The sequence below is a fragment of the Schaalia vaccimaxillae DSM 15804 genome (assembly GCF_000420425.1).
GTDB classification, from domain to species: domain Bacteria; phylum Actinomycetota; class Actinomycetes; order Actinomycetales; family Actinomycetaceae; genus Pauljensenia; species Pauljensenia vaccimaxillae.
Window position 1 is genome coordinate 1 of sequence record NZ_ATUX01000011.1, and the last position, 25170, is coordinate 25170.

At 59.7% G+C, this 25170-nt stretch carries 17 protein-coding genes; 12 read left to right on the top strand and 5 right to left on the bottom strand.

What is annotated here, in order from left to right:
- The first annotated feature begins 232 nt into the window (after nt 1-232).
- A complete protein-coding gene (locus tag G439_RS0109490) occupies nt 233-1522 on the top strand; it encodes an MFS transporter (RefSeq protein WP_083940858.1) in 1290 nt (429 codons plus the stop codon).
- A gap of 21 nt (nt 1523-1543) precedes the next feature.
- On the opposite strand, the gene G439_RS0109495 is transcribed toward G439_RS0109490, so the two are convergent.
- Nucleotides 1544-2596, bottom strand: coding sequence for a LacI family DNA-binding transcriptional regulator (locus G439_RS0109495; protein WP_022868949.1), 1053 nt, complete (start codon nt 2594-2596; stop codon nt 1544-1546).
- A 167-nt stretch (nt 2597-2763) separates the two neighbouring features.
- Between G439_RS0109495 and G439_RS0109500 the strand changes: the two genes are divergently transcribed.
- The 8 genes from G439_RS0109500 (at nt 2764) to G439_RS0109535 (ending at nt 13261) form a co-directional block, all read left to right on the top strand.
- A complete protein-coding gene (locus tag G439_RS0109500; protein WP_026459589.1) occupies nt 2764-4053 on the top strand; it encodes an ABC transporter substrate-binding protein in 1290 nt (429 codons plus the stop codon).
- Nucleotides 4054-4060: 7 nt separating this feature from the next.
- A complete protein-coding gene (locus tag G439_RS0109505) occupies nt 4061-5053 on the top strand; it encodes a carbohydrate ABC transporter permease (protein ID WP_022868951.1) in 993 nt (330 codons plus the stop codon).
- Nucleotides 5050-5913 (top strand): carbohydrate ABC transporter permease, encoded by an 864-nt coding sequence (locus tag G439_RS0109510; protein WP_022868952.1) that lies wholly within the window; start codon nt 5050-5052, stop codon nt 5911-5913. The genes G439_RS0109505 and G439_RS0109510 overlap by 4 nt, the downstream gene beginning before the upstream one ends.
- Complete coding sequence (locus G439_RS11850; protein ID WP_022868953.1) at nt 5910-7385, top strand: glycoside hydrolase family 43 protein; 1476 nt, start codon at nt 5910-5912, stop codon at nt 7383-7385. Before G439_RS0109510 ends, G439_RS11850 begins: the two co-directional genes overlap by 4 nt.
- Before the next feature lie 14 nt (nt 7386-7399).
- Nucleotides 7400-9724: a glycoside hydrolase family 3 N-terminal domain-containing protein gene (locus tag G439_RS0109520; RefSeq protein WP_051125762.1), complete on the top strand. Its 2325-nt coding sequence runs from the start codon at nt 7400-7402 to the stop codon at nt 9722-9724.
- Nucleotides 9725-9846: 122 nt separating this feature from the next.
- On the top strand, nt 9847-10881 hold the full coding sequence (locus G439_RS0109525) for an acetylxylan esterase (RefSeq protein WP_026459590.1): 1035 nt from the start codon (nt 9847-9849) through the stop codon (nt 10879-10881).
- Nucleotides 10878-11951 carry a Gfo/Idh/MocA family protein gene (locus G439_RS0109530; RefSeq protein ID WP_026459591.1) on the top strand — a complete coding sequence of 358 codons (1074 nt, stop codon included), beginning with the start codon at nt 10878-10880 and terminating at the stop codon, nt 11949-11951. Before G439_RS0109525 ends, G439_RS0109530 begins: the two co-directional genes overlap by 4 nt.
- 23 nt (nt 11952-11974) lie before the next feature.
- Nucleotides 11975-13261, top strand: coding sequence for an endo-1,4-beta-xylanase (locus G439_RS0109535; RefSeq protein ID WP_022868957.1), 1287 nt, complete (start codon nt 11975-11977; stop codon nt 13259-13261).
- A gap of 263 nt (nt 13262-13524) precedes the next feature.
- Here G439_RS0109535 and G439_RS0109540 read toward each other — a convergent pair whose 3' ends face one another.
- Complete coding sequence (locus G439_RS0109540; protein WP_022868958.1) at nt 13525-14766, bottom strand: ROK family transcriptional regulator; 1242 nt, start codon at nt 14764-14766, stop codon at nt 13525-13527.
- A gap of 115 nt (nt 14767-14881) precedes the next feature.
- Here G439_RS0109540 and xylA point away from each other — a divergent pair, with 115 nt between their 5' ends.
- The 3 genes from xylA to G439_RS0109555 all read left to right on the top strand — a co-directional run bounded on the left by xylA (nt 14882) and on the right by G439_RS0109555 (nt 21143).
- Nucleotides 14882-16228, top strand: a complete 1347-nt coding sequence (gene xylA, locus G439_RS0109545; RefSeq protein ID WP_022868959.1) for a xylose isomerase — start codon at nt 14882-14884, stop codon at nt 16226-16228.
- Between the two features lie 177 nt (nt 16229-16405).
- Nucleotides 16406-17767 (top strand): xylulokinase, encoded by a 1362-nt coding sequence (locus G439_RS0109550; protein WP_022868960.1) that lies wholly within the window; start codon nt 16406-16408, stop codon nt 17765-17767.
- 181 nt (nt 17768-17948) lie between these two features.
- Nucleotides 17949-21143, top strand: a complete 3195-nt coding sequence (locus G439_RS0109555; RefSeq protein WP_022868961.1) for an endo-1,4-beta-xylanase — start codon at nt 17949-17951, stop codon at nt 21141-21143.
- A gap of 225 nt (nt 21144-21368) precedes the next feature.
- Here G439_RS0109555 and G439_RS0109560 read toward each other — a convergent pair whose 3' ends face one another.
- The 3 genes from G439_RS0109560 to G439_RS11855 all read right to left on the bottom strand — a co-directional run bounded on the left by G439_RS0109560 (nt 21369) and on the right by G439_RS11855 (nt 25050).
- On the bottom strand, nt 21369-22145 hold the full coding sequence (locus tag G439_RS0109560) for a DeoR/GlpR family DNA-binding transcription regulator (RefSeq protein WP_022868962.1): 777 nt from the start codon (nt 22143-22145) through the stop codon (nt 21369-21371).
- A gap of 113 nt (nt 22146-22258) precedes the next feature.
- The gene (locus tag G439_RS0109565) at nt 22259-23308 is read right to left on the bottom strand and encodes an NAD(P)H-dependent glycerol-3-phosphate dehydrogenase (protein ID WP_022868963.1); all 1050 of its coding nucleotides are present in this window, start codon (nt 23306-23308) and stop codon (nt 22259-22261) included.
- 185 nt (nt 23309-23493) lie between these two features.
- On the bottom strand, nt 23494-25050 hold the full coding sequence (locus G439_RS11855; RefSeq protein ID WP_022868964.1) for a xylulokinase: 1557 nt from the start codon (nt 25048-25050) through the stop codon (nt 23494-23496).
- Nucleotides 25051-25170: the final 120 nt, after the last annotated feature.

A 25170-nucleotide genomic window follows, 5' to 3' on the forward strand; every position in this document is an offset into this window, starting at 1 on the left:
GAGGTGCGTCCCTCGCGAGAAAGACGTGCGTCCCTCGACAAACTTATGGGCGTCCCTCGCAGGGAGGGAAGAATGGGAGAGAAGCGGCAGGGATGCCCCAGATCTGTTTCAACGTCAGCTTGAATGAGCGAAATGTTGTTGACGAGTTTCGAAACTCATGAATATATTAATCTGTGCAACAAAAAACATTGTTAGTTTTTTTGAGGTTTTGTAACCCGGTCAAGGCAAGGAAATGATGTCTTCGACTAATGGTCTGAGTGTCTATTTAGACCTCTTGCGGCGACCCCACATTGCAAGCTTCCTCATCGGCGGAGTGATCATCCAATTTCCCTACGGAATGATCTCGATGGCGCTACTCATCGGAGCGCGCGACGGCTACGGGGACTATTCGAGCGCGGGAATAGCGGCAGCGGTCATGTCAATCGCCGGAGCTATTTTTGGACCACGAGTTGGCAGATTGATTGACCGATGGGGGCAGCGACGTATCAGTCTGATTGTCGGAGCATTGTGGTGTGCGTCAATGGCGATCCTGGGGATCGTCCTCGTGACGAGGTCACCGTATTGGCTCCTCATTGGTGCGGTCATTCTTCTGGGAGTTTCAGTTCCGGGGGGCTCGCTGATTCGCGCCCGCTGGCGTGTAGCTCTGAGTAATGAGCCGACAACAATGCCCAGCGCTCTGGCGCTGACATCCGTCCTTGAAGAGTGCATGTGGGTTCTGTCTACTCCGATTGCAACCGCCTTAGCAACAGTTGTCTCACCCGTTGCAGCGCTCACTTTTGGTGTCGTTTCAGTCAGCCTTGGCCTATGGCTGTTGTTTAGGGATCGGACTTTTGAGCCTGCGCCCACTCGACACCTCGATAGTCAGAACGAAGCTGAGTCTGCTCTTGATGGTCATTATGTGGATGAAAAAGACCGTATTAGAGGGGGCGGGACGACTCCACGTCTATGGACGGGAGCTTTCGTTGCTCTTCTCCTTGTCCTCGTTGCTTACGGAGCATTTCAATCCACCACCGGTGTTGCCGTGGTGGCTTTCGCTGAGGAGTTGGGTGTGAGGCCGTGGGCTGGGCTCATTACGGCATGTTTCTCGGGCGGTTCGATGATCGGCGCTCTTTTGTATGGCATGAAGTATTGGGTTAGCCCACTGTGGATTCGCTTCTATATTGGTTTGACGGTGTTGGCGTTAAGCTGTTCGGCTCTGGTGATGGTTGATTCGATGGTTCAGGCTGGCCTCGTCATGCTGGTGGCTGGTCTGTTCCAGGCTCCTACCATTGTCAATATCAACCAGATTTTCTTCGCTATTGTTCCATCATCGCGTTTCACTGAAGGCATGGCACTCCAAGGTTCGATGTGGGTGATTGGTATGTCCGTGTCGAACATTGTTGCGGGGAAGTTCATCGATTTGTATGGATCCGCAGGAGGGTTCGGTACGATCGTCGGTTTTGCTGCAATTGCTTTAACGATCGCGGTGGTGGGCATGGCTGCGGTGCGCAGGGCCTTACAGTGGGGCGGATCTGCTGCTTGATGTATCAAGTATTGGCTGACCTTAGTTGCGTGGAGCCGCCGTTGAGTTCCTGATAATGAGAGCTGTGCTGAGCTGGATGGGTGCGCCGTGCGTGCGTAAGTTTCCGTTGTTGATAGCGATGAGCGTTTCGACGGCTCGGGCTCCCATGTCGTGGAGTGGTTGGTGAACGGTTGTGAGTCGGGGTGTTGCCCAGTGGGCAAGGTTTGTGTCGTCGAAGCCGACAACGGACAGGTCTTCGGGGATTCGCAATCCGAGTTCGCGAGCGGCTTCGTAGACCCCGAGGGCTCCCATGTCGTTTGATGCAAAAATTGCGGTTGGTCGTTTGGCTGTAGGGAGTCGAAGTAGACGTTGAGCGACCGCGTGGCCGTTCTCGTAGGTGAAGTTGTCGCCGTCAACGAGGTCGGGATCGAAATGCAGATGGTGCATGCGCAGTGCTGAACGATATCCTTCGAAGCGTTCGCGTGAAGGAACTGAGTCGCTGGGGCCGCAAATGAAACCGATGCGTTTGTGTCCGAGCTCAATAAGGTGCTGGGTGGCTTCGACTCCACCGTTCCAGTTGGTCGCTCCGATGGATGCGCTGCCTGTTGGCGGTGGGGTGGCTGGGTCGATTGAAACGTGCGCGAGTCGGGCGTTGCGAAGTGTTTCGACGAGGCCGAGAGTCGTTGCGGTGGTCAGTGTAATGACACCAATACATCCGTTCTGTTGCTGTCCAAGAGCCCATTTGGGAGTTAATGGCTCAGCTTGAGGTTTATCTATCGCTGCATACGCCAGATGGGAAAGGTTGAGGTTGATGTTGGCCCTCATTGCGGCGTTCGTGGCACCTTTGAGGACTTCAAGGGAGTATGTCGTTGCCAGGTTGTCGGAGACGAGCGCGATCGAGCGTTGCTGCTGTGCGGTGTTGGATGTATGTCGGTAGCCAAGTTCTTCGCAGATGTTGAGGATGCGTGTGCGGGTTGAGTATGCGATGTCGCGGCGCCCATTAAGGGCTTTTGAGACCGTTGCCTTCGAGACTTGTGCGGCTGCGGCGATGTCGTCGAGTGTCGGTTTTTTCGGGTATTCATTAGGTGTTGTCATTTTTTCTCCAAGCACAGTGTAGCGAAATGTTTCGTTATTGTGTAGAGATTGTTATATTCAGCGCTTGACACAAATCTGCACATACTTAAACTAATTAGTGTTTAGATTGATTCGCGAAAGGTTTCGATCAGTGGTGATCGGCGCGACAATCGATGGAGGTTTCAAAGTTGAAACGACACTCACGACTCATGGGAGCGGCCGCGCTGGCCGCTACCGCAGCATTGGCTCTCACCGCCTGCGGTGGAGGTTCCTCCGACTCGGGCAGTGGCGATGTCACCCTCGAGTTCTGGCATAACTCCACCACCGGTGATGGAAAGGCCTTCTGGGACGGTGCAGCCGCGGACTTCATGGAGGCCAACCCTGGAGTCACCGTCAACGTCCAGGCTGTTCAGAACGAGGAGCTTGATGGCAAGCTTCAGACTGCCATGAACTCCGGTGACGCCCCCGAGATCTTCTTCTCGCGCGGCGGTGGCAAGCTCAACGACATGATCGCCGCAGGTCAGGTCAAGGACATCACGGACCTCATCACCGATGAGACCAAGAAGGCTGTTGGTGAAGGATCTTTGTCCTCTCTGATTGTCGACGGCAAGCTGTACGGCGTTCCCACGTCGGTTCTGCCTGGCGGCATCTACTACTCCGAAGAGCTCTTCGCCCAGGCCGGTATCACCGAGACACCCAAGACCATGGATGATCTGAGCGCCGCCATCGACAAGCTCAAGGCCGTCGGCATCCAGCCCATCGCCTTGGGTGCCAAGGATGCCTGGCCGGCAGCCCACTGGTTCTATTTCTTCGCTCTGCGCGAGTGCCCGCAGGAGACCTTCATCAAGGACTCCGCCGTTGGCGACTTCTCCGATGACTGTTGGCTCAAGGCTGCTCAAGACCTCCAGGACTTCGCAGCAACCGAGCCCTTCAATGATGGATACCTGACCACCTCCGCCCAGCAGGGAGCCGGCTCGTCGGCCGGCCTGGTGGCCAACCACAAGGCAGCCATGGAACTTATGGGCGCTTGGAACGTTGGTGTCATCGCTGACCTCACGCCTGACAAGAAGCCTTTGGCAGACCTGCGCTGGTTCCCCTTCCCCGCAGTTGATGGTGGCAAGGGTGGAGAAGGTGCCCTCATGGGTGGTCTCGACGGCTTCTCTTGCGCTGCTGAAGCTCCCAAGGAATGTGCAGACTTCCTCAACTTCGTTCTGCAGAAGAAGTACCAGGAACAGTACGCGGACGCCTTCCACACCATCCCGGCAAACCAGGAAGCCCAGGGTGTCGTCACTGAGCCTGCGCTCAAGGACATTCTTGCAGCCACCAATGAGGCGCCGTACATCTCCGTCTGGCTGGACACACTGCTAGGCCAGAACGTCGGCAACTCGCTGAACATCGGTGTCGTCGACATGCTCGCAGGAAAGTCGGATGCCGCGGGTGTTCTCAAGTCGGTCGAAGCGGCCGCCGCTAAGGAGTGACCCGGTCATGACTACTGCCCCCGTCACTCGCGGGGGATCCAAGGCCGCGGGAGCTGCCTCGAAGCGCTCCCGCGGCCTTGGCCGTTCCACATCGGCGATCGGCGGGCGTGAACGCCTTGAGATCGCAGTGCTGTCCGGCCCGGCGATCCTCCTATTCATCACCTTCGTCATCCTGCCCGTCGTCATGGCGGCCTACTACGGGTTCTTCAAATGGAAGGGCTTCGGCGTTCCCACTGACTTCGTCGGCCTGAAGAACTACATCACCATCCTTACTGACCCAGAGTTCCACGCAGTCCTAGGCCACAACGCAATCATCCTCGTCGCCTCGCTGCTGCTTCAGGGGCCCGCCGCACTCGGCCTTGCCCTGTTGCTCAATAAGAAGATGCGCGGACAATCCGTGATCCGCGTCCTCATTTTCGTTCCCTACGTCATTTCCGAAGTTATCGCAGGCACCGCATGGTCTCTGCTTTTACAAAGCCAGGGTGGCGTGAACCGCATTCTCGAGGACATTGGACTAGGAGCTCTTGCTTCTGACTGGATTGCTAATCCAAAGATCGCCATGTTCACCCTCATGGGTATCCTCACATGGAAGTACGTGGGTTTCGCAGTCATTATCTTCCTCGCAGGAATGCAAGGCATCCCCACAGAACTGATCGAAGCGGCGAAGGTCGACGGCGCGTCCTCGTGGCAGATTCAACGACGGATCGTTATTCCGCTGCTGGGACCAACCATCCGTATGTGGGCGTTCCTGTCCATTATCGGATCGCTTCAACTCTTCGACCTCGTCTACATCATTTGGGGCCAGTACATCGCTTCGACCGCAGGAACATCGACAATGGCTAGCTACATGGTCATCAACGGTCGCCTTGCTGGGAATTACGGATACGGCAACGCCGTTGCCGTCGTCGTCTTCTTTATTTCTCTCATTATTGCGCTGTCGTACCAGCGCTTCGTCCTTCGCCGTGATACCGAAGGGGCCCTGACAGGAGGCACAAAATGAGCGCTGCCACCGTTGCGCGGGCAACACGCGCCAAAGAGCCGAAGCCCGAATGGGCCAACCCCGGCGTCTACTTCGTTGCTGCTGTCATTATCATCGCCATTCTCGCTCCCATCGCCTATGTCATCATTGGCGGCTTCAGGACGAACTCACAGATCACAGAGAATCCGGCTGGTATGCCCAACCCCTGGGTCATCGAGAATTACACCGAGGTTATGGCCTCTCCCGTGTTCTGGCGACAGATTCTCAACTCGACAGTTGCCGCCACAGCAACCACCGTCGGTGTCGTCATCCTTGGCATGATGGCCTCTTTTGTCATCGCCCGCTATCCCTTCAAGGGCCGCGAAGCCATGTACTCCTTATTCGCCGCTGGATTGATGTTCCCGATGACAGTTGCCATCACGCCGCTGTACATCCTCATTAAGAGCCTCGGCCTGACGAATAACCTCCTGGGAGTGATCCTGCCAGGCATTGCCTTCGCTCTGCCGACCACAGTCATCATTCTCGTGCCTTTCCTGCGCACAATCCCCAAGGAACTCGAAGAAGCAGCAGCCTTGGACGGCTGCGGGCGCCTCGGTTTCTTCTGGAAGATCGTCCTGCCACTGTCGGCTCCTGGCGTCATCACTACCGGAATCCTCGCTTTCATTGGTTCCTGGAACTCCTACATGCTTCCACTGTTCGTCCTGTCCGATGAGTCCTTGTTCACCCTGCCTTTGGGTGTCCAAGCGTTCGCCTCCCAATATTCGGTTGATACCGCGAGGGTGTTGGCGTTCACCTCACTGTCGATGATCCCCGCCCTCGTGTTCTTCTCGATCTTTGAGAGGCGTATCGTGGGTGGCCTAACTGGGGCGGTCAAGGGATGACCGCGCGTAATCCGATCATTCCCGGCCTTGCGCCTGATCCCTCGGCCTGCCAGGTTGGGGACACCACCTACATCGTGAACTCCAGTTTCACATGGCTACCGGGTCTGCCGATTTTTGCTAGCACTGACCTGAGTTCCTGGGAACTCATCGGCCATGCTCTAACTGAAGACAACAGTGCGATCCTCGACCTAAACCTTGGTCACGAGTCCCAGGGAATCTTTGCTCCGACCCTGCGCTACATCGGTGGTCGTTTTGTCCTGGTGTGTACAACCGTTGTTGGTACGACGGAACGTTCATTTGTCATGACAGCCGACCGCGCGGAAGGCCCGTGGTCCCAACCCCGATTCCTTGACGGAGCCGGTGGTATTGACCCCGACGTTTTCGAGGACGAGGACGGCCAAGTCTGGTGGACAGGAACTCGCCTAGCCGCCGATCCCCTGTGGGAACAACAGACCGAGATATGGACCCGTCCTGTCGATCTAGACGCAGCTGTGTTCACAGGTGATGAGACGGTAATTTGGCACGGAGCTGTTGAGGGAGTTGTCTGGTCCGAAGGACCCCACATCTACCGCATCGGGGACTGGTATTACCTTCTGACTGCCGAGGGAGGTACCGCCGAGGAACACTCCGTGTCCATCGCCCGCTCCCAGTCCATCACCGGTCCGTGGCAGGGATGCAAACGTAACCCTGTGTTCACGCACCGCAATCTTGGTCGCGGTTCGCAGATCCATAACATTGGACACGCTGACCTATTCCAGCGTCCCGATGGGTCGTGGTGGGCAGTGATGCTTGGTGTACGTCTGCGAGACAACCACCATCTTCTTGGGCGTGAGACCTTCCTGTGCCCGGTGGCATGGGAGGACGGCTGGCCCGTTATCGCCCCCGGCCTTGGCCGTGTACCTGATGCTGTGGATGTGCGCGACGGTATCGATCCGTATACACGCAGCTTCGTTGATGTATGCCCGGATCGCGGTCCCAGTACCCATGAGATTGAGGTGGCTGACCTGTACAGAGGGTCGATTCGCCCTGTCGGAGCCGATTGGGCGCATGTGGATCGCGCAGATTTCTGCGGGGTTCCTGCCGCGCACTGGAAGTGTGCGATGAGTGTGTCTGCCATCGATGCGGCTTCCTCCAATTTGGAAATCGGCATCGTCCAGGATGCCCGCAATTGGCTGCGTATCGGCGTTACGGACGACGGTGCGATCCTGGCGACGGTGTGCCGCCAGGGTGAAACTGAAAAGTTCGCGGTTGCCGATACTGCGGATGAACGCGTGTGGTTGTGTCTTGACGATGCTGTCGTCCATGTGGGCGTTGGCCCTCGCGACGGCCTCGGACAGGCTCGCACCCTAGACGCCCGTTGGCTATCGACTGAATCGGCTGGCGGATTCACCGGATGCCTTCTAGGCGCATGGGGACCTTCACCCGAAATAACCTTTCCCGTTCGACTCACGGGAGCCCGACTTCGCAGCTGACGCTGCACGGAGACATGATGAACACCTGGAATAACCCCGACCTGCCCATTGATGAACGGGTCGACGCACTTATGGCTCGTATGAGCCTCGACGACAAGATCCACCAACTTGGCTCGTACTGGGCGCGCGATGAGGGCGAGGCCGTCCCCGCTCCCGAGCCCACCGACTCTGGGCACGAGGTTGCGCCCATGGAGAATGCTTTCAAAACGGATTCCCTCTCATGGGATGAGGCTGCTGGTGGTGGGCTGGGACACCTGACTCGTATTTGGGGCACGGATCCCCTCGAAGTTGCCGAGGGCGCAGAGAAGATGATCGCCACCCAGAAGGACGTCATGGCGCGCAACGCCTTCGGTATCCCCGCCATCGCCCACGAGGAGTGTTTGACTGGCTTCACCGCCTACCGAGCCACTGTGTACCCCGCCGCCATTGCTTGGGGCGCCACGTGGAATCCGGAACTGATCGGACAGATGGCCACCAACATCGGCGAGGACATGCGGGCTGTTGGCGTCCATCAGGGCCTGTCGCCCCTGCTCGACGTCGTGCGTGACTACCGGTGGGGTCGTGTCGAGGAGACCTGCGGCGAGGACCCGTATCTGGTCGGCTCGATCGGCACCGCTTATGTCAAGGGCCTGCAGGGTGCCGGGGTCATGGCCACCCTCAAGCACTTCGTCGGCTACCCGGCGTCGCGCGGCGGCCGCAACCATGCGCCCGTGTCTATGGGTCCTCGCGAACTTGAGGACGTCATGCTGCCGCCCTTCGAGATGGCAGTGCGCGAGGGTGGCGTCGACTCAGTGATGAACTCCTACTCCGACATTGACGGGATGCCCGCAGCGGCTTCCTACCACCTGCTGACTGAGGTGCTGCGTGAACGCTGGGGCTTCGACGGCGCTGTTGTCTCCGACTACTGGTCGGTGCGCTTCCTAGAGAAGATGCACCGTGTTGCCGCTGATCCGGCTGCCGCTGGCGCCCTGGCACTGCGTGCGGGCCTGGACGTCGAACTGCCCGAAACCACGTGCTACCACTACCTTGCCCAGGCCGTCGAGCGCGGCCTGGTGACCACCGAGCACATCGATACGGCCGTGCGCCGCGTCCTCGTGCAGAAGGCGCGCCTCGGCCTGCTGGACGAGGGGTGGGAGCCCACCGTCGACGCCGAGCGCGACCTTGACTCTCCGTCTAACCGGCAGATCGCCGCTCAGATGGCCTGCGAGTCTGTGGTCCTGCTGAAGAACGACGGCGCCCTGCCCCTGGCGCCCTCCGCGCGCGTCGCAGTCGTGGGCCCAGTGTGGTCCGACGTGCGCTCCTTCATGGGCTGCTACGCCTTCCCCAACCACGTGCTCTCCCGCTTCGAGGACCGGGGCACTGGCCTGCCCATTAAGGACCTGGCCGAGGCTCTGCGCGGGATCACGGCCGATCCCGTGTTCTGCCCGGGCACAGGTTTCATGGACGGCACCGACGAGGACCTGGCCGAGGCTGTTGAAGCTGCCCGCAACGCCGATCTGGCCCTGGTGACCATCGGCGATATCGCCGGCATGTTCGGCGGCGGCACCTCCGGTGAGGGCTGTGACGTCGCCGACCTGGGCCTGCCGGGCCGCCAGGGTGAGCTGCTTGACGCTGTCCTGGCCACAGGCACGCCCACCGTCGTCCTGCTTGTCACCGGTCGCCCCTATGCGATGGGCGAGTACGCGGACCGCTGCGCCGCCATTGTCCAGGCGTTCATGCCGGGCGTCGAGGGTGCCGACGCAATCGCGCAGGTGCTGTCCGGTGAGGTCAACCCGTCGGGCAGACTGCCCATCGCCATCCCGAACACGCGTGGTGGACAGCCTGGCACTTACCTTGCGCCGCCGTTGGGCTGGGAGTCCGAGGGTATCTCGAACATCGATCCTAGGCCGCTGTTCCCCTTTGGCCACGGCCTGTCCTACACGACCGTTGAATACTCCGACTCCGAAGTGTCCACTAAATCCATGCCACTGGATGGCCGTGTGACCTACCGCGTCACCGTCACCAACACGGGGGATCGTGCGGTTGACGAGGTGGTCCAGTTGTACGCCGCCGACCCGTGGGCTGAGGTGGTGCGCCCCCTCAAGCAGCTCATTGGTTTCGTCAAGATCCGCTTGGAAGCCGGACAGTCCAAGCGGGTGAGCTTCGACGTGCACGCCGACCGCTTCTCCTTCACGGGCGCGGACATGCGTCGTATCGTCGAGGGCGGTTCGATCGAGCTGTCCGCCGGACGTTCTTCTGAGGACCGCGTGGAGCCGCTGACGGTGACGCTGGACGAGGGGCGCCGGATCGTGGACGAGGGCCGCGTCCTCGTGACCCCGGTGACCGTCGAGTCCATCTGAATCCCCCCCCGCGGGGCCGAGGCGATGAGCCCGGCCCCGCATCTAGGGCGGTAGACCGAGCCGCGCCCCGAATGGGGGGCGACCGATGCCGTGAATCCACTGAGCATGACGAGGAGGTCATGATGCCTAGATTCGACATGAGTCCCGAAGAACTGCGTGGCTACGCGCCTCACATTGCCGCTCCCGAGGACTTCGACTCTTTCTGGGAGCAGACCCTGGCCGATAACCCCTTTGACCCGTCCGGCGTGCGCGTCGAGAAGGCCGCGACGCCCTTGCGCACCCTTGACGTCTACGACGTCACCTTCCCGGGTTACGGCGGCCACCCGATCCGCGCCTGGCTGACGATCCCCGCGGGCTCCTCGGGCCCCCTGCCGACCATCGTCCAATTCAACGGCTACGGCGGTGGGCGCGGCCTGCCCGTCGACCACCTGGACTGGGCGAGCGCCGGATACGCCCACCTCTTCATGGACACGCGCGGCCAGGGCGGCACCTGGGGCAACGGCGGCTCCACGGGCGACCCGGGTGCTTCGGGCAGTGCCGACCAGGGATTCATGACCCGCGGTATCGAGGACCCTCGCGACCACTACTACCGGCGCCTGTACGTCGACGCCCACCACTGCGTGGAGGCGGCCGCCTCGTTGGACGTCGTCGACGAAGCGCGGATCGGAGTCCAGGGGATCAGCCAGGGCGGGGCCTTGACCATTGCCGCGGCGGCGCTCAACCCCCGCGTGGCCGCGGCCATGCCGGACGTCCCCTTCATGTGCCACATCGACCGGGCGGTGACGATCTCCGCGGCCACACCCTACGAGGAGGTTGTGCGCTACCTGCACGTCTTCCGTGACCGCGAGGAGCTGGTGCTGGGCACCCTGTCCTACTTCGACTGCGCCCTGCTGGCCCGCCGCGCCTGCGCTCCCGCACTCTTCTCCACGGCGCTGCTGGACACGACGTGTCCGCCGTCCACCGTGTTCGCCGCCCGCAACGCGTGGGGCGCCAACGCCCCGGAGGTGGGTGCATGTGCGCGCCCGAGCGCCGATATCGAGGTCTACCCGTACAACGAGCACGAGGGCGGCGAGGCCTACCAGTGGCTGCGCCAGATCGCCTGGCTCGACGCCCTGGGCCTGGGGGCCGACGCGCCGACCGCGGGGGGAGCCCGATGACCGGACCCGTGCGCTTCGCGATCATCGGAGCCGGCTGGCGCTCCGAGTTTTTCTTGCGCCTGGCCGCCGCCGCGCCCGACCGCCTCGAATGTGTTGGCGTGGTGGCCCGCCGCCCCCAGGTCGCCCAGCGACTGCGCACCGCGTGGGGCGCGCGTATCCTCGACGGCATCGACGAGGCCGTCGCCGCCCGCCCAGACTTCATCATCGCCGCCGTCTCCTGGGACTCGATGCCCGGCGTCGTCGCCGACCTGGCGGACCGGGGAGTGCGCGTCCTGGCCGAGACCCCGCCCGCCCCCGACGCCGACGGCCTTCGGGCCCTGTGGCAGCGGGTGGGGGACACCGGCCTCGTCCAGGTGGCCGAGCAGTACCTGCTGATGCCCGGGCACGCCGCGCGCAAGGCCGTCGTCGACTCCGGAGCGATCGGCCCCGCATCATTCGCCGAGGTCGCCTCCACGCACATGTACCACGCGGTTTCCCTCATGCGCGGCCTGCTCGGCGCCGGCTTCGGTCCCGTGCGCGTGCGCGGCGACAGGCTGACCACGGACTTCCTCGACCCCCTCGGATTCGACGGATGGCGGCCCGACCCGAGGCCGCGCCCCACCGCCACCACCATCGGCATCCTCGACTTCGGGGACGGGCGCGCCGGCCTCTACCAATTCGTCGACAACCAGTGGTGGAACCCCCTGCTGTCGCGCCGCATCCTCGTGCGCGGCACCCGCGGGGAGATCGTCGACAACACGGTCACCCGCATGACCGACGATGGGGTCGTTACCTCCGAGCTGTCCTACCGGCGCACCGGCATCGACATGAACCTTGAGGGCAACGAGCTGGTGTCCATCGCTTGGGAGGGCCGCGTCGTCTACCGCAACCGGTGGATCGGCACGCGTCTGTCTGAGGATGACCTGGCCGTCGCCGACTTCCTCGAAGCGGCGGGCGCATGGGCGCGCGACGAGGCGCCCGGCCCCTACCCGCTGGCCGACGCCTGCCAGGACCACCTGGTGGCCCTCGCCGTGGAGGAGGCGGCGGCGACCGGCGCCGAGATCATCACCGAACGCGAGGCCTGGGCCTGACCCGGCGGGAAGAGGAGCATCTGATGCAGACCGTTTCACTGGAATGGAAGACCGCCTGTGCCCACCGCGACGCGGCCGCCACCGTGCAGATCACCGATCACGACGGGCTCCCCCTGGCCGACCGGGACGTCATCATCGAGCAGAAGAGCCACGCCTTCGGATTCGGCAACATCGGTTTCGACTTCATCGGCCTGGCCAATGACGAGGCCGACGCCGACACCCCCGTCTTCGGCGGGGCCTCGCCGCAGGTGGCTGCCGACCTGGTGGACCGTTTCTTCGACGTGTTCAACATGGCGACCCTGCCCTTCTACTGGGCGGGCTTCGAGCCCGAACGCGGCCGCCCGGACACCGCCCGGTTCCTGCGTGCCGCCCGGTGGATCCGTGACTACGGCGCCACCCCGAAGGGTCACCCGCTGGCCTGGCACACTCTGGCTCCCGAGTGGCTGCTCGACCTGTCGGTGGATGAGATTGAGGCGGCGGTGCGCTCGCGGATCACGCGCGAGGTCACCGATTTCTCCGGGGTCGTCGACCTGTGGGATGCGATCAACGAGGTCGTCATCATGCCGGTCTTCGACAAGTACGACAACGGCTTGACCCGGCTGTGCCAGGCGCGCGGCCGCGTGGAGACCGTGCGCCTGGCCGTGCAGACCGCCCGCGAGGCCAACCCCGGCGTGCAGCTGCTGCTCAACGACTTCAACATGTCGCCGGCGTACGAGCGGCTGATCGAGGAGTGCCTGGACGCGGGCATCGAGTTCGACGCCCTGGGCCTGCAGAGTCACATGCATCAGGGCTATTGGGGTGAGGAGAAGACCCTGGAGGTCCTCGAGCGCTTCGCCCGCTTCGGCCTGCCCCTGCACATGACGGAGACGACGCTGTTGTCGGGCGACCTCATGCCCGCCCACATCGAGGACCTCAACGACTACCAGGTGGAGTCGTGGCCGTCGACGCCCGAGGGCCTGGCCCGCCAGGCGGACGAGGTGGAGCGCCACTACCGCACGCTCGTGGGGCATCCCGCGGTTGACGCGGTGACCTATTGGGGATTCACGGATGCGGGCGCGTGGTTGGGCGCTCCGGTGGGGCTGGTCGATGCGGCCGGCGAGCCCAAGCCGTCCTTCGACGCGCTGCGCCGCCTGGTCAAGGGGGAGTGGTGGGTGCCGCCGACTCGGGTGCGCACCGACGGGCACGGGTGCGTGCGGGTGTCGGGTTTCGCCGGGCAGTACGAGGCGCGGGGCGCGGATCGTGCTGATGGTGATGGTGTGGTCTTCGCATTGGATGGGACTGGCGAGGACGTACGCGTTGTTGTCGAGTGATGGTGATGAAGGATGATCACGAGTCGAGGATCTTGAAGGTATCGGCAAAAAGTAGCAGCATTTAGGCGAGATAGCCTGGATTTGTTGTCCAAGCAAGCTTAGTGCTACTTTGATGATTCAGTGCTTCGTTGTGCGGGTCAAAAGATGTTTTTGTCGTTGTGGTTGTAAGCGATTCTCGATGAGTTCAAGAGAGCCCATGTCTTAAGGAAGTGACACGCATGAGACGGTGTGGGTGTGGTCGTTTCGACGGGCTGAATACGCTCTCAGTCCGCTTCCACGTCCATCCACCTCAGTGGATCGTCGACGAGTTGTTGGAGGACCCGGTGGGCGGCGCCGGTTACCGGCAGTGTTGAAGAGTCCGATAGGGTCTGTATCTGCGGGTTCGACCAGCTTGAATGCAGGACACGTGTCCTGATTTCTGCTGTTGCTGGCTCAATGAGTGCTTCGGATAACTGGGCAACATGCCCACCCAGCAAAACCAAGTGGATATCGACGGAGTTAATGACTGCTGATAGTGCTCTGCCCAGTGCGGTTCCGGCCTCGGTGAGGGCCCTTTGCGCAGTGATCGAACCGTTATGTGCAGCGTCGAGGATCTGCTGGGGCGGTACTTGCGGGCCGAGGCCAGATCGTCTACCCAGGGCGCGCGTGCCGAGGAAGGTTTCGAGACATCCTGTAGCTCCGCATGAGCAGGTGGGACCGAGGGGGTCGACGCAAATATGCCCGATTTCGCCAGACCATCCGGCGGCGCCAATAAGAGGTTGGTGATTGACGAAGATTCCCGCACCGACGCCGACATCTCCGGAAACGTAGATGAAAGTGCCTGGTCCGGAAGGGACTCCGGGTTTAGGGGTGGCGACAGCAGACCCTGCTAGGTCGGCTTCGTTAGCAACCACTTGTGGGTTGAGATCAGCAATAGGTTCGAGCAGTTCGGATAGAGGGAGATCGCGCCAGCCAAGGTTGGGTGCGAGGGCAAGAGAGTCTTCAGAGACGAGGCCTGGCAAGCTGATGCCTGAACCCAGGAAGATGGCGTTCTCGGGTAGGTGAGTTTCCAGGAGTTCGCGACCCATGTTACCCAGGCGTTCAACCGTCGCATGGGGGTCGCTTCCTGCAAGATCGTCGTTGATCTGTGCTACAGCCAAGACATTTCCTGTCAGATCGACGGCTATCGCACTGAGTGAACCGACTTTGATATCTAGGCCGAGGGCAACTGCCTTTCCGGGGGCCGGAATCAGCCGGTTAGCGGGCCTGCCTCTTCCTGTTGCAGCAACGGGTTCGATCTCGAGGACGAACCCGCAGTCGATGAGTTCGTCGACGAGGCGCGAGATTGTTGCACGAGTAATGCCAGTGTTGGAGGAGATTGCAGCGCGCGTGATATCTCCGGCCTCGGTGAGAACTTGGCGTAGAACCACGGATAGGTTCATTTGGCGTAGGCTTTCGGCGCGCACGCCAACATTGTCGCCCGAGGCTGAGCGTGACGGGTAGCTGCCGTTGCATTGATTCCTCACGGGCGATGGATGTCGACGACTATTTTTCTGCATGGGTTGACTATATCGTTAAACCCCTGTAAGTTTTATAGCAAAACAAATTGCCAGATTTGTTCGTTCAACGAGGAGAGACAACATGGCAGACCTTTGGAACGTCGACAAGATCGAATATGTCGGCACCGATTCACTCGAGCAGGGCCTCGGCTTCCGCTACTACGACGCTGACCGGGTCGTTGCTGGCAAGAAGATGAAGGACTGGCTGCGTTTTGGTGTTGCTTATTGGCACACCTTCCAGGCTCGCCTTGTTGACCCCTTTGGCGACGGCACGGCTGTTCGTCCCTTCGATCGTTACACCGATCCGATGGATCTGGCTCTAGCCAAGGTTGAGTACGCTTTCGAATTCTTTGAGAAGCTGGGTGTCGAGTACTTCTGCTTCCACGACCGTGATATTGCCCCCGAGGGCGACACCCTGCGTGAGACCAACGCCAATCTGGACAAGGTCGTTGAGCGCATTGAAGAGTTCCAGAAGACCTCCAACGCGAAGCTTCTATGGAACACGTCCTCGCTGTTCACTAACCCCCGTTTCGTTTCCGGTGCCGCCACTTCGCCATTCGCCGACATCTTTGCTTACGCGGGCGGTCAGGTGAAGCACTCGCTGGAGATCGCTAAGCGTCTGGGAGCTGAAAACTACGTATTCTGGGGTGGCCGCGAAGGTTACGAGAACCTGTGGAACACAGATCTTAAGCGCGAGCAGGATCATATCGCCCGCTTCTTCCACATGGCATGTGATTACGCCGAAGAAATCGGCTTGGACGCTCAGTTCATGCTTGAGCCCAAGCCGAAGGAGCCCACAAGCCACCAGTACGACTTCGACGCTGCCACCACGATCGCCTTCCTACAGACCTACGATCTGGCTGATAAGTTCAAGCTCAACCTGGAAGGCAACCACGCCAACCTAGCTGGCCACACTTACCAACATGAGATCCGTGTTGCTCGCGAGGCAGGCATGCTTGGTTCGCTCGATGCCAACCAGGGTGACAAGCTTATCGGTTGGGACATTGACGAGTTCCCGTCGGATCTGTACGAGACCACCGCGGTCATGTGGGAGGTTCTGGCAGAAGGACAGATCGGCCCCCATGGCGGCCTAAACTTCGACGCTAAGCCGCGTCGCACCTCCTTCACGGAAGAGGACCTGTTCCGCGCCCACATCGTTGGTATGGACTCCTACGCTGCCGGTCTGCTGGTAGCCGCTCGTCTCCACGAAGAGGGTTACATCAACAACCTTGTTGCCGAGCGTTACAGTTCCTTCGACTCGGGTATCGGCGCAACAGTCGAGGATGGCACCGCCACTCTTGCCTCCCTTGAAGAGTACGCTCTGGACAAGACCCAGCAAGAGCTGTGGGATGCGACCAAGTCCGACCACCTCGAGTCTGTCAAGGCCACGCTCAATAACTACATCGTCGATACCCTGGCCAAGGCCTGAAAGATTGACGTGAGTCGCCCTCATACCGAGAGGTCTGAGGAAGATCAATGCTTGACCAGCTGACCTGATCAGCTTGATGAACCGGGCCAGGAACACGCGTGTCCCTGGCCCGGTTCTCACAATCTTTAATTAATTAAGACCCCACGAAACCTCAAAGAAGAAGTTCCGGAGCTGACCATGAGCGCGAATCGTCCCTACGTCGCAGGTGTCGACACATCCACCCAATCTTGCAAGGTCGTTATCTACGATCCCAAGACTTCAACTATCGTCCGTCAAGGCAAAGCCTCACATCCCGACGGCACCGAGGTCGATCCCCAGGCATGGTGGAATGCATTCGAAGAAGCTCTCGCCCAGGCAGGCGGCCTCGATGATGTGTCGGCACTGTCGGTCGGCGGCCAGCAACATGGAATGGTCTGCCTCGATAAGGAAGGCAATGTTATCCGCCCGGCATTGCTTTGGAATGACACCCGATCCGCCCAAGCTGCGCGCGACCTGATCCGTGAGCGCGGCACCGATGGTCTCGATTCGTCTGGTTCCGAGGGCGCTGCATGGTGGGCCGAGGCCACCGGTTCTGTTCCTGTCGCGTCGTTGACAGTGACCAAACTGCGTTGGCTTGCAGACAATGAGCCGGAAAATGCAGCCCGAATTGCCGCCATTTGCCTGCCCCACGACTACCTGACCTGGCGAATCATGGGATCGCCCTCGTTAGAAGCGCTGGCCACCGATCGTTCCGATGCATCAGGCACCGGATACATGGCCCGCGAAACCCCCACCTACCGCCGCGATATCTTGGCGGATGCTCTTCACATTGACGAGGCCGCCGCAGAAAACATCGTGTTGCCGAAGATTTACGGCCCATGGGACGTGGTCGGCCATGGTGACCCCGCGCGAGGCTGGGATGAAATCGTCGTGGGCCCGGGTGCCGGTGACAACGCTGCGTCTGCCCTAGGCGTTGACCTTGAGCCAGGATCTGCTCTGCTATCCCTGGGTACTTCGGGCGTCGTGGCCGCAGTGTCCGCCACCTCGGTTGCTGACCCGTCCGGTCTGGTCACAGGATTCTCCGACGCCTCGGGCAACTGGCTGCCCCTGGCCTGCACCCTCAACGCATCGCGCATTGTTGATGCCATGATGCGAGTGACGGGCCTGGACTACGCCGAGTTTGACGAAGCAGCCCTTTCTGTCGAAGATGCCGCAGGCCTCAAGCTCGTTCCATACTTCGAGGGCGAACGCACCCCCAACCTGCCGGACGCGACCGCTGAGCTGACCGGTATGACGCTGGCGAATTCTGATCGGGCACATGTTGCTCGCGCCACCGTTGAGGGTTTGCTCGATCTGATGCGTTACGCTCTGGACGCTGTTCGGGCCCTCGGTGTGCCGCTGGACCGCGTGCTCATGGTCGGTGGTGGAGCCAAGTCTTCAGCTGTCCAAGCGTTGGCCGAAGAGCGTCTCGCAGCCAAGGTTGAGATGCCTGAGCCGGGCGAATACGTGGCTCTGGGCGCGGCCAAGCAGGCTGCGAAGGTTCTTTCCGAACGCGGCTGAACCCGGAGCATTCCAGAACAGTATCCCCCAATGGCACAGGGGCGGAAGGGCTGATGTCCCCCGCCCTGGTCTGACTGCGCTCTGATGCGCATATCCAAAACGTGTGCTGAGGGACCCCGTCCCTCAGCACTACTCCGGCGTCCATGGCGGCCGTCGGACAATCCCAATTGAAAGGAAACTCATGGGGAAGACACTCCTCCCGTGGTGTGCCGCGAGACGCGTCGGTGTCGGTTTGGCTGCTGCTGTCATCTCCCTGACCGGCTTGACAGCCCCCGTTGTTCATGCTGCTGATGCGCCTGGCGCTGACCCGGCAGCAAACGCACAGGATGAAGGCGCAGTCGTCAATACTACTTTTGAAGATGGCACCACCGGTCCGTGGAATGCGCGTGGCTCTGCTTCGCTGAAAGTCTCTGCACAAGCTGCCCGTACGGGCGAACGTGGCCTGGTCGTGTCAGGTCGTACAGCCAACTGGCACGGTGTTGAAATGCCGATCATCGGGAACTTGATTCCTGGACAGAGTTACCGTGTGTCCGGATGGGTGCGTTTGGCTCCTGGTACTCCCGCCACCGATGTGTTCATCACTGCGGGTGAGAACAATGAGAACTACGTTCGTGTTGCTCAGGTTTCAGCCAATGACGGCTGGATGGAACTCAGTGGAACGTACACCGTCGGCGCGGGGGTCACATCTGGTTCCCTGTACTTCGAAGCTGCGTCCGAAACTGCCTCGTTTGACCTCGATGATGTTCGAGTGACCGGTGCAGTGGCTGGGGATCAAACTGACGAAGATGGCGATAATGATGGCGCAGATACCGGGAACACCGGTGACTGCCCGGCGGCACAAGCTTCGACAAAGCCGGTTGGCGTTGATCTCACGCAGTCCTTGTACAAGTCTCTGCCCTTCCCATTGGGCGCTGCCGTGTCTTCGTACGCGGTGAACGAGGCGCAGGCGCGTGCTGCTCTCGACCACAACTTCAACCAAGTGACTCCCGAGAACTTTATGAAGGTTGAGACCTGGTATGACGAGCCGTGGAAGTTCGTCACGAACAATGCTGAGGCCAACGCTCTCATGGACTGGGGAGCCCAGACTGGTAACCGTGTGTACGGGCACGTCCTCGTATGGCATTCCCAGACTCCGGACTGGTTCTTCCAGGATGACCAAGGCAAATTCTTAACCAATTCGCCCGAGCACCAGCAGATTGCGCGTGACCGGATGCGTACCCATATCAACAATGTTGCTCAGTACCTGTCAGATCGTTACGGCAAATTTGGATCTGATACGAACCCCCTCGTTGCCTTCGATGTCGTCAATGAGGTCATTGCTGACGGTGCGAACCCTCAGTCGAACGGCCTACGCACCTCCTACTGGTACCAGATTCTCGGTGAAGAGTTCATTGACCTGGCGTTCCGTTACGCTGATGAGGCTTTCAACTCTACCTACGCTGCCCCCGAATCGGACCGCCCGGTCACTCTGTTCATCAACGAGTACAACACGGAGAACGGTACAGGCACGGGTACGAAGACACAGCGCTATCGTGCCCTCGTTGAACGCCTACTGGCCCGCGGCGTCCCCGTTGATGGCGTCGGACACCAGTTCCACGCTTCGCTGTCGACCAATGTCGCCAATCTGGGTGCTGCACTTGACTACTTCGATTCACTGCCGGTCGTCCAGGCAGTGACCGAAATGGATGTTCCAACCGGTTCTCCCGTCACAGAGGATGTTTTGCGTCGTCAGGGTGCCTTCTACCGGTCAGCTTTCGACATCTTCCGGGCTCAGCAGGCCGAGAATGGAAACCTTTTCTCGGTGACCGTCTGGGGTTTGGCAGATAACAAGTCGTGGCGCACTTGCTCGGGTGCACCCTTGCTTTTCGACAATGATTACGACGGCAAGTGGGCCTATATTGGTGTTCTCGGTGGCAATATCCCACGTGAATCCCAATCTTTGACAGTGTTTGGGGCGGCGGATGCAGCCGATGCCACATCAGGTACTTGGAAGCTGATGCGTGCAACGAAGATTTCCGATTCGGCTTCTTTCCAGGCACGTTGGAACTCGTCGGGTGTCGTTGTGCGCGTTGATATCACTGATGCAGATGCCGGTAGTGCTGATGCTGTGACGCTTTCAAGTAAGGATCGTTCTTTCGTCATCTCCCGCAACGGTGGCTCTGTCGAAGGTTTGGAAGGTGTCCGCGTTGAATCCGATGACCGTGGATGGTACGCGGTGGCGACAATTCCGATGACAGGACTCAAGGTTGGGGACCAAGTACCTTTCGAAGTGTCAGTCGCGGGTAGTGACGCCGATGGCGGTTGGAACGGTGCAGGTGCTCAAGGCGCGCTTATTCTTGCAGAAGACCTGAAGTCAGCCGCAGCCCCCAAGACTGAGACCGCTCCGGTCCTCGATGGTGTTATCGATGCCGAGTGGGATAGGGCTTTGCGTTTGTCCACCGATCAGCAGATCGAGGGCGAATCGGGAGCCTCCGCCGATGTGCGGGCGATGTGGTCGCAGAACGGCGAGTCATCAACGCTCCACCTGCTCTTCGAGGTCGCTGATTCAACCCCCGACGTATCCTCCTCCGAAGTTCACGAGCAGGACTCCGTTGAAGTTTTCCTCGACCTGGGTAACCTTAAGGCTCAGTCCTACCAGGACACAGATATGCAGTTGCGGGTCAACTCCGACAACGTGACGACTTTCGGCACTGGCGATGTCGGCGCCCAGCAGAAGCGTGTGACATCCGCGGTCGTCAAGAATGACTCGGGATACGTTGTTGAGATTGCCATTGACCTGCTCGACCGAGGTGGTGACGGTACCGTTCATGGCTTCGATGTCCAGGTCAATGACGGTGTATCCGGAAAGCGTGGTTCGGTACGCAATTGGGCCGATCCGACGGGCAACTCCTGGCGATCGCCGTCCCATTGGGGTGTCCTGGAACTAGCGGCTAGCGAGGTCGACGTGGCTGTGCCGACAGTCGTCGTAGACGATACTGAGGTTGAGCACGGTCAGACGATCACCATCACTGGAACGGCTTTCGCTCCAGGGCAAGATGTTGTGGCAACCTTCCACTCTGATCCTGTTGTGATCGGCACGGCAGCCGCTGATGAGACTGGACGGGTTGTCTTCACCTTCGTGATTCCGGCTGATGCGGCTATTGGTGGGCACAGGGTTGTCCTAGTTCAGGATGGATCGGGACTGAGCGCGGAGACAGGTCTGACGGTCGTTAAGGCCTCGTTGGCAGGTGCTCCTGGCGAAGCTGGGTCAGACCTGGATCGGGGCCGTTCGCTGGCGGCGACCGGTGCTAATGCGGCGGGTGCGGTGCTATTCGGGGTGGTGCTTGCGGCCTTGGGTGGTGCTCTGGTGGTAGGACATCGTCGCATGCGCGCGTAAATTCCGGTTGATAGCGCTGTTGGGCTGAGATTCCGGAGCGTGAATGCGTTGGGGCGGGTGGATGCCGTGGAGGCATCTACCCGCCCCAGGTGTTTCCTGCTCGACAGTGTTCTGCAGAAGAGTTGTTTTCGGCAGGGGTTGGTCTCGAGGATCCGCATGTGCACTAGATCGCAGTCGCTTAACAATGGGCGCTTTGGTTTCTGCTGATTGATCTGAGGAAGGAACCTACACCAATACGACCTCTGGCACTACTGCACGAAGAGCCTCTATTTGCGCCCCCGGTAGCGATGTTTCAGTAATGACAACATCGATATTCTTCAATGAATGAAAATGATGCAGTGCACTCTTCGTGAACTTGGATCGATCTACCAGCACGATGCGTTGACGTGATGACATCAACATCTGTCTTTTGATGGCTGCCATCATGGGATCAGGATGGGCCAGCTGCCCATCCATGACAGCTGTCGACGACATTATGCACAGATCTGGATGCAATTCCGCCATTGCGGTCACCGTTCCCGGCCCCGAAAACGCATCCGCCCAGCGCACATAATTCCCGCCCAGCGCAATCAACTCCAGCTTTGAATAACGAATAACTTCATCCGCAAGTAAACGCGAATTTGTCACCACTGTTAGTGGCGCTAAATTATTAATTTCGGGAAACAAGTGCATCAATGTCGTCGAGTCATCTAATGCGATTGACATCCCTGAATGGACATAGTCGAGGGCTGCGGCAGCTAATCGCGACTTTGCTGAATTGTGTCGGCCAGATCGCATCAATGCCGATGATTCGGCCAGAGTGTAGGCCGTGACCTGTACACTGCCATGTTCGCGTCGAACTAAGCCTGTGGACTCAAGAAAAGTGATATCCCGGTAAATCGTCATTACTGAAACTCCGAGTTCATCAGCTAACAACTCTGCTGATGAATTTCCGTTTTCGGAGATGTAGTCAACGAGGGCCTGGTGTCGTTTTTCTCGCGCCGTGGCGGAATTTTTCCCCATGATCTTCCTTCGTTGAGAGAGCGAACGGTGGGCACAGGTGTCGCCAATGGGCGGAAAACTCCTGTGCCCACCCTTCGCATTTCACGTGCAGAGTAGCAGTTTTCTCGAATACCTCACCTTGTCCGGGGTAGTACGGCTCGAGAAACGATGTCCTTGACTTTTTCCTTGCTGTCTCCGCGAACAATCTGGTGGACGGCCTTAAGCAGTGGGAAGTCGTCGAGTGTGATCCCCTTGGTTTGTTCAACGAGCTTGAGGGCAAGGGGCAAGGCAGATGCCCCCTCGACGGTTTGTTCTAGTCGACCCATTTCTGCCAGAGCATCTGTCGGGGCTTCCCCTCGACCGATTCGCACGCCGAAAACCTTATTGCGTCCGGATAGGCCCGTGACTTCCAGATCGCCGACGCCTGGCAAACCGAATGCTGTCTGCGGCTTTGCTCCAAGGGCGGTTCCAAGTCGGGACATTTCTGCGACGGCCTGAGTGAAAGTAGCAGCTTTGAGGTTGTGGTGGGGGATACCGGTGGATTCTTCCAACCCGTCGGCGATGCCCAGTGCAATCGCGTAGACGTTTTTCATAGGTGCGCACACTTCGACGCCGATCTCGTCGTCGGTAGAGGCGACGGCATAGTGCGACGTTGTGGTTGCTGCGGCGTACTTTGCTGCTGTTTCGCCATCGATGCATCCGAAAATAGTGGCTGTTGGCATACCCTCGGCGCATTCATTCGCCTTAACCGGTCCTGCGATAGCGACGATGGGCGGAATGGGGGTGCCATTGCGAGTAGCGATGGTCCGGATCGCATCGGGGAGCAGGCTGATTCGCCCGGCTTCGTCCTCGTAGAAACCCTTGGATGTCAGCCAGAGCGCCTCTGCCTGTGAAATGCTATCGAGAGCGAGTTCAGTGACACGCTGAACTCCGACGGAGGCAACGGACATGACCACTACTGTTGCCCCGTCAAGCGCGTCTTTCAGTGCGTAGGAGCGGTACAGCGTGACCTCTTTTGGCACGATTGCGCCAGTTCGTGGGTGTGGATCGCCGTTTTCAACGGTTTCAAGGAGATGGTCGTCGAGCCATGTGCCCCACAGCCTCACTTCCCAACCCGAATCCACGAGGGGACGGCACAGGGCGGAACCCATCGCTCCTGCTCCAAGAACTGTAATGACTGCCATTCCTTATCCTTCCTCGATATTCCTTGGGATATCTGGGTCCTCTTTGCTGCCCGCACTAGGACAGCACCTAAGTTCCCTCATCCATGGTTCTTTTTGTTTCGCGAGGGCGGCCCCCTCGCATGTCACGCAGGTAAGGCCCGGCTGTGCCACAAATATTAGAGGCGCAGCCGGGCCTCACAGTCTTATTAGCTCTTGCGAACGATGGTGTCGAGTTCTGCAAAAAGTTCCTTCAGCGCGGGGTATAGGCGTGCCTGAACGGCGCCGATCTGACGGTAGGTTTCCGCATGCTCGGTATTCGGCTCGATAGTTTCACCGAAGGTGGCCATTGCCTTTGCTGAAGCAGCCACATCTGAAGATCCATCAGGCAGTTTACCGGCGTGCACATCAACTCCAGCCATGGCCAGAACCGCCGCGCCCAAGGCAGACACTTCGTCAGCGATACAGACGGTCAAGGGTAGGCCCACAATGTCAGCCATCATCTGACGCCATAGTGGTGAGCGTGTGCCCCCACCCATAATTCGTAGTTCGGTGATGGGCACACCTGATGCGTTTTCGATCGTGTCCAGGTTGCGACGCATTTCAAAGCAGATGGATTCCATGACGGAGCGGTACAAATGCGAGCGTCCGTGGACGCCACGCCAACCGATGATGGCACCACGGGCCATGGCGTCCCAGTAAGGCGACTGGACCGCGTTCCAATAAGGCAGAGTCACCAGGCCTTCTGCGCCGGGGGCTACCTGTGAAGCTGCTTCGTTGTCCCAGGCCACGTCGGCATTGGGGTTCTCCGGGTCAATGAAGGTAGAGCGCGTCCAGTCAGCGAGGTACGAGCCCGAGGATTGGAGGACTTCCAGCACGTAGTTGCCAGGGATACCGGAGACGTGAGTGCGGAAAGCGGGGTCATAAATGTAGCTGGTAGATTCGACGCCAGCATTGACGGCAGTTCCCATATTCAGGTAGCCAACGCCCGGATCAACGGCTGCAGCGCCGATTCCCGCGGCTTGCCCGTCACCGAGTCCCGCAATAATGGGGATATCTCGGGTCAGATGCCACTCTTCGCGCAGCTCTTTGCGCAGAATGGACATAGGTGTTGCCGGTGCGATGAGGGTAGACATTTGTTCTTCGCGAACCCCGGCAATGTCGAGTAATTCAGGTGACCAGGTGCGGTTATTGACGTCAAAGAGGCCGAGGGAGTCGGCTGCTGCTGTGGATGAGAGCCATTCGCCTGTCAGGTTAAAGACGATATATCCCAAGACATCAACGATTTTGTCGGCTTTTTCAAAGCGTTCGGGCTTGTTCTTTGCAACCCAAGCCATTTTGTAGATTGCTGGGGTGACACCTGCGGGTTTGCCGGAGAGCTTGTGGATGTGGGCGCTGCCGTATTTTGCGATTTGGTCCACTGCACGACCGTCAAGCCAGAGAATACCGGGACCTAAGGGTTGGCCGTCTGCAGTGAAGGGAGCGAAGCTCTCGCGTTGGTGGGTTAGGCCGATGGCCTCGACGCGGTCTCGGTCTTTCTGGGTCAGGGTGGCGAGGACCTCGCCGATCGTATCGTGGGTGGTTTCCCACCAGAGTCTTGGGTCGTGTTCGTAGAAGTCCATTGCGGGGGTTTGTAGCGGAATCGGGCGTTTCGCCATAGCCCAGATGGTGCCCGAAGCATCGACAATGATTGCTTTTGTGGACTGGGTGGATGAGTCTACGGCCACCACGAGCGGGCCGGATTCCAACTTTCTTGGAGCGGTCATGGCGTTTCTCCTCAAGATCATCGTTGATCATCGATCATCTGCCGGTGTTGACATTCGCAGAAGAATAACAGAAAAAGTGGTTGAATCAACATATTTCATGAGAATTTTGAAGAGATTTCT